The organism is Pseudorhodoplanes sp. (assembly GCF_035565855.1).
In the GTDB taxonomy this organism is placed as follows: Bacteria; Pseudomonadota; Alphaproteobacteria; order Rhizobiales; family Xanthobacteraceae; genus Pseudorhodoplanes.
Window position 1 is genome coordinate 1 of the sequence record NZ_DATMRX010000234.1, and the last position, 3,110, is coordinate 3,110.

General features: G+C 65.4%; 4 protein-coding genes. 2 read left to right on the top strand and 2 right to left on the bottom strand.

Annotation, left to right across the window (positions count from 1 at the left end):
* Window positions 1-294 precede the first annotated feature (294 nt).
* Both VN004_RS13060 and VN004_RS13065 read right to left on the bottom strand, forming a co-directional pair.
* The gene (locus VN004_RS13060) at window positions 295-1,188 is read right to left on the bottom strand and encodes a bifunctional helix-turn-helix domain-containing protein/methylated-DNA--[protein]-cysteine S-methyltransferase (RefSeq protein WP_325610658.1); all 894 of its coding nucleotides are present in this window, start codon (window positions 1,186-1,188) and stop codon (window positions 295-297) included.
* A gap of 55 nt (window positions 1,189-1,243) precedes the next feature.
* Complete coding sequence (locus tag VN004_RS13065; RefSeq protein WP_325610661.1) at window positions 1,244-1,756, bottom strand: DUF2244 domain-containing protein; 513 nt, start codon at window positions 1,754-1,756, stop codon at window positions 1,244-1,246.
* Between the two features lie 21 nt (window positions 1,757-1,777).
* Here VN004_RS13065 and nth point away from each other — a divergent pair, with 21 nt between their 5' ends.
* Window positions 1,778-2,590, top strand: coding sequence for an endonuclease III (nth, locus tag VN004_RS13070; protein WP_325610663.1), 813 nt, complete (start codon window positions 1,778-1,780; stop codon window positions 2,588-2,590).
* A 159-nt stretch (window positions 2,591-2,749) separates the two neighbouring features.
* Window positions 2,750-3,007, top strand: a complete 258-nt coding sequence (locus tag VN004_RS13075; RefSeq protein WP_325610666.1) for a hypothetical protein — start codon at window positions 2,750-2,752, stop codon at window positions 3,005-3,007.
* Window positions 3,008-3,110 lie beyond the last annotated feature (103 nt).

A 3,110-nucleotide genomic window follows, 5' to 3' on the forward strand; every position in this document is an offset into this window, starting at 1 on the left:
TCACCTACAAGACGCTCGCCGATTTCATGGACCGGCTGCAGCCCGAGGTCCTCGCGGCTTACCGCAACGGCGATTTCCCGCGCGCCGGAGAGCCGGTCTTTGCGAGCGTGGGTGCTGCTACGGAAACCTCCGGCGCAGCCCGCTGACGCGGTCGCGTGCCCGGACGCGGTGCAGCGCGTAGCATAGCGGAGCGGTGAACCGCAGAGCCGGGGCCCATCGCAGCTGGATCGACGTACATGGGTCCCGGTTCTGCAGTGCGTTACTGCGCACCGCACTGCGCCCGGGACACGAGTGCTACGCCACCCGCCCGGCTTCCCAGCCGAGCATGGCGCGCTTGCGCGTCAGTCCCCAGTGATAGCCGGTGAGTTCGCCGCTCTTGCCGATCACGCGATGGCACGGCACCACGAAACACACCGGGTTCTTGCCGACCGCCGCGCCGACGGCGCGTGCCGCCTTCGGGTTATCAAGCGTGCGCGCGATATCGGAATAGGTGGTGAAGCGGCCGAGCGGGATTTTCAGCAGCGTCTCCCAGACCCGCACTTCGAAATCGGTGCCGATAAGTACGACGCGCAGCGGCTGGTCGGGCCGCCATAATTTCGGATCGAAGATGCGGGCCGCGACCGCGGCGGTGCCCTCGTTGTCCTCGACATAGGTGGCGCGCGGCCAGCGGCTCTTCATGTCGGCGAGCGCGGCACTCTCCTCACCGGAATCGGCGAGGGCGAGACCGGCAAGTCCGCGCGGGGCGACCATCACAAGCGCGATGCCGAAAGGCGAGGGATGAAAGCCGTAGCGCAAGGTCAGGCCTTCGCCGCCGGCCTTCCATTCGCCGGGCGACATCGCGTCGTGCGTGACGAACAGGTCGTGCAACCGCCCCGGGCCCGACAGCCCGACCTCATACGTGGCCTCGAGGACGCTCGCAGAATCGCGCAGCAGCCGGCGCGCATGATCGAGCGTCAGCGCCTGCAGAAAGGCCTTCGGTGTCAGCCCCGCCCAGCGCCGAAACAGGTGATGCAGTTCGGTGGGCGTGACCTTGGCCGCTTCGGCAATGGTGTCGATGTCGGGTTGCTGGCGCCAGTTGCCGCGGATATGCGCGATGGCGCGTCGCACCACGTCGTAATCGTCGGCTGCGGCGTGCAGCTCCTTGATGTCGGGAACGCGGTCGGGGGACAGCATGGCGGTCCTCGTCATGGTTGTGTCCCCTGCGGGTAAGCCGGAAAGCCGATCCAACCCACCCGATTTCTGCTCAGGTGGTCACCGTTCGGTCGGGTCCGCGCTTCGCCGCGGCAATTGCCGCCTGCAGGGCCTTGCCGAAGCTTTCCTTTTCCTCCGGTGACAGGAAGCCTGCGATCTGCCGGCGCTCGCCGCGCGAGACGAGATGCAGGCGCTGGACGCCGAACTCTTCATGCACATCCCATTCGAGCCGGACCCACAATGGATTGCAGCGCCACTCGATCACGGCTCCGCGGGGGCTGACCTTGCGGAACATGAGCTCGGTCGGCGTCACCACGATCTGCTCGTAGGCCTTGCCATCGCGATAATTGACCCGGAAGGCCCAGTAGATCAGCAGCACGTCCAGCCCGAAAAAGCCGGTGATCGGCCACGCCCCGGCGATGGCGAAGACCAGGCCCGTGACGAAGCTGATTCCGGCGACCGCCAGCATCAGGATGCTGAAGCCGCGCCGTCCCAGCGAGCGGTTCGGCGTCATCATCGCCGAAAACAGTGGGGTATCGGAAACCGGGTCGTTGTTTGGGGTCATTCCCGATCATATACGGATCAAATGGCAAAAAAGACGACCCGCCCGGCCGCTCAAGCAAAAAAAACCGTATCGCGTTCCCGTGGCGCCAAGACCGCGCTGAAAGCCGCGAAAGCGGGCAAGGCCGCCCGGCGCAAGCCGTTGAAGGCGCAGGTCAAGGCGGATGTCGCGGCTTCCCATGGCGAGATCCGGCCGTGGACGGAAGCCGAGGTGAGGGAGGCGTTCAAGCGCTTCCAGTCCGTCGAGCCGGAACCGAAAGGCGAATTGCAGCACGTCAATCCGTTCACGCTGCTCGTCGCCGTGGTCCTTTCGGCGCAGGCGACGGATGCCGGGGTCAACAAGGCGACCCCCGCCCTCTTCGCCGCTGCAGACACGCCCGAGAAGATGGTTGCGCTCGGTGAAGCCAAGGTGCGCGACTTCATCAAGACCATCGGTCTCTATCGCAACAAGGCGAAGAACGTCATCGCGTTGTCGGAGAAGCTGATCGCCGAGTATGGCGGGGAAGTGCCGGGCGACCGCGAGGCGCTGGAGAAATTGCCGGGCGTTGGACGCAAGACCGCCAATGTCGTGCTCAACATGGCGTTCCAGCAGCCGACCATGGCGGTGGATACGCATGTGTTTCGCGTCTCGAACCGCACCGGCCTTGCGCCCGGCAAGAACCCGCTCGAGGTCGAACTGAAGCTTGTCGAGGTGATCCCGCCGGAATTCATGATGCATGCGCATCACTGGCTGATCCTGCACGGGCGCTATGTGTGTCTCGCGCGCAAGCCGCTATGCGAGAAGTGCATCATCGCGGATCTGTGCCGCTGGCCGGGCAAGACGACGCTGGCTGCGTGAAGCGCAAAACCATTGCGCAGGCATTCCGGGGCACGCGCGACAGCGCGTGAACCTGGAATCCAGCAGCAAACACCGCGTGAGAATGGATTCCGGGGTTGCCGCTATGCGGCGCCCCCGGAACGACCAAGATCACTCCGCCGCCTGTTTCCAGGTATCGATTTGCGGCTTCGGCTTCGCCTTCAGGCGGAGCTCGGTCAGATCGGCGCGCTCGCGCGGCCGCATCTGATGGACCCGTCCTTTACGATGCGGGCGGCCGGCTGGTATGGCGCCGACACCATCTTCTGCCCGCCGCAATATCTCTCCGGCCGCGATCAGCTGTTCCGCAATTCGGAGCGCGAACGGGCCGATCTGACCGAGCTCCGATTGAAGGCGAAGCCGAAGCCGCAGATCGACACCTGGAAACAGGCGGCGGAGTGATCTTGGTCGTTCCGGGGGCGCCGCAAAGCGGCAACCCCGGAATCCATTCTCACGCGGTGTTTGCCGCTGGATTCCAGGTTCACGCGCTGTCGCGCGTGCCCCG

What these genes read in the sequence shown, in the direction of transcription:
- VN004_RS13060 (WP_325610658.1), bottom strand. Translation starts at nt 1,188, where the DNA reads ATGACGAGGACCGCCATGCTGTCCCCCGACCGCGTTCCCGACATCAAG.
- VN004_RS13065 (WP_325610661.1), bottom strand. Translation starts at nt 1,756, where the DNA reads ATGACCCCAAACAACGACCCGGTTTCCGATACCCCACTGTTTTCGGCG.
- nth (WP_325610663.1), top strand. Translation starts at nt 1,778, where the DNA reads ATGGCAAAAAAGACGACCCGCCCGGCCGCTCAAGCAAAAAAAACCGTA.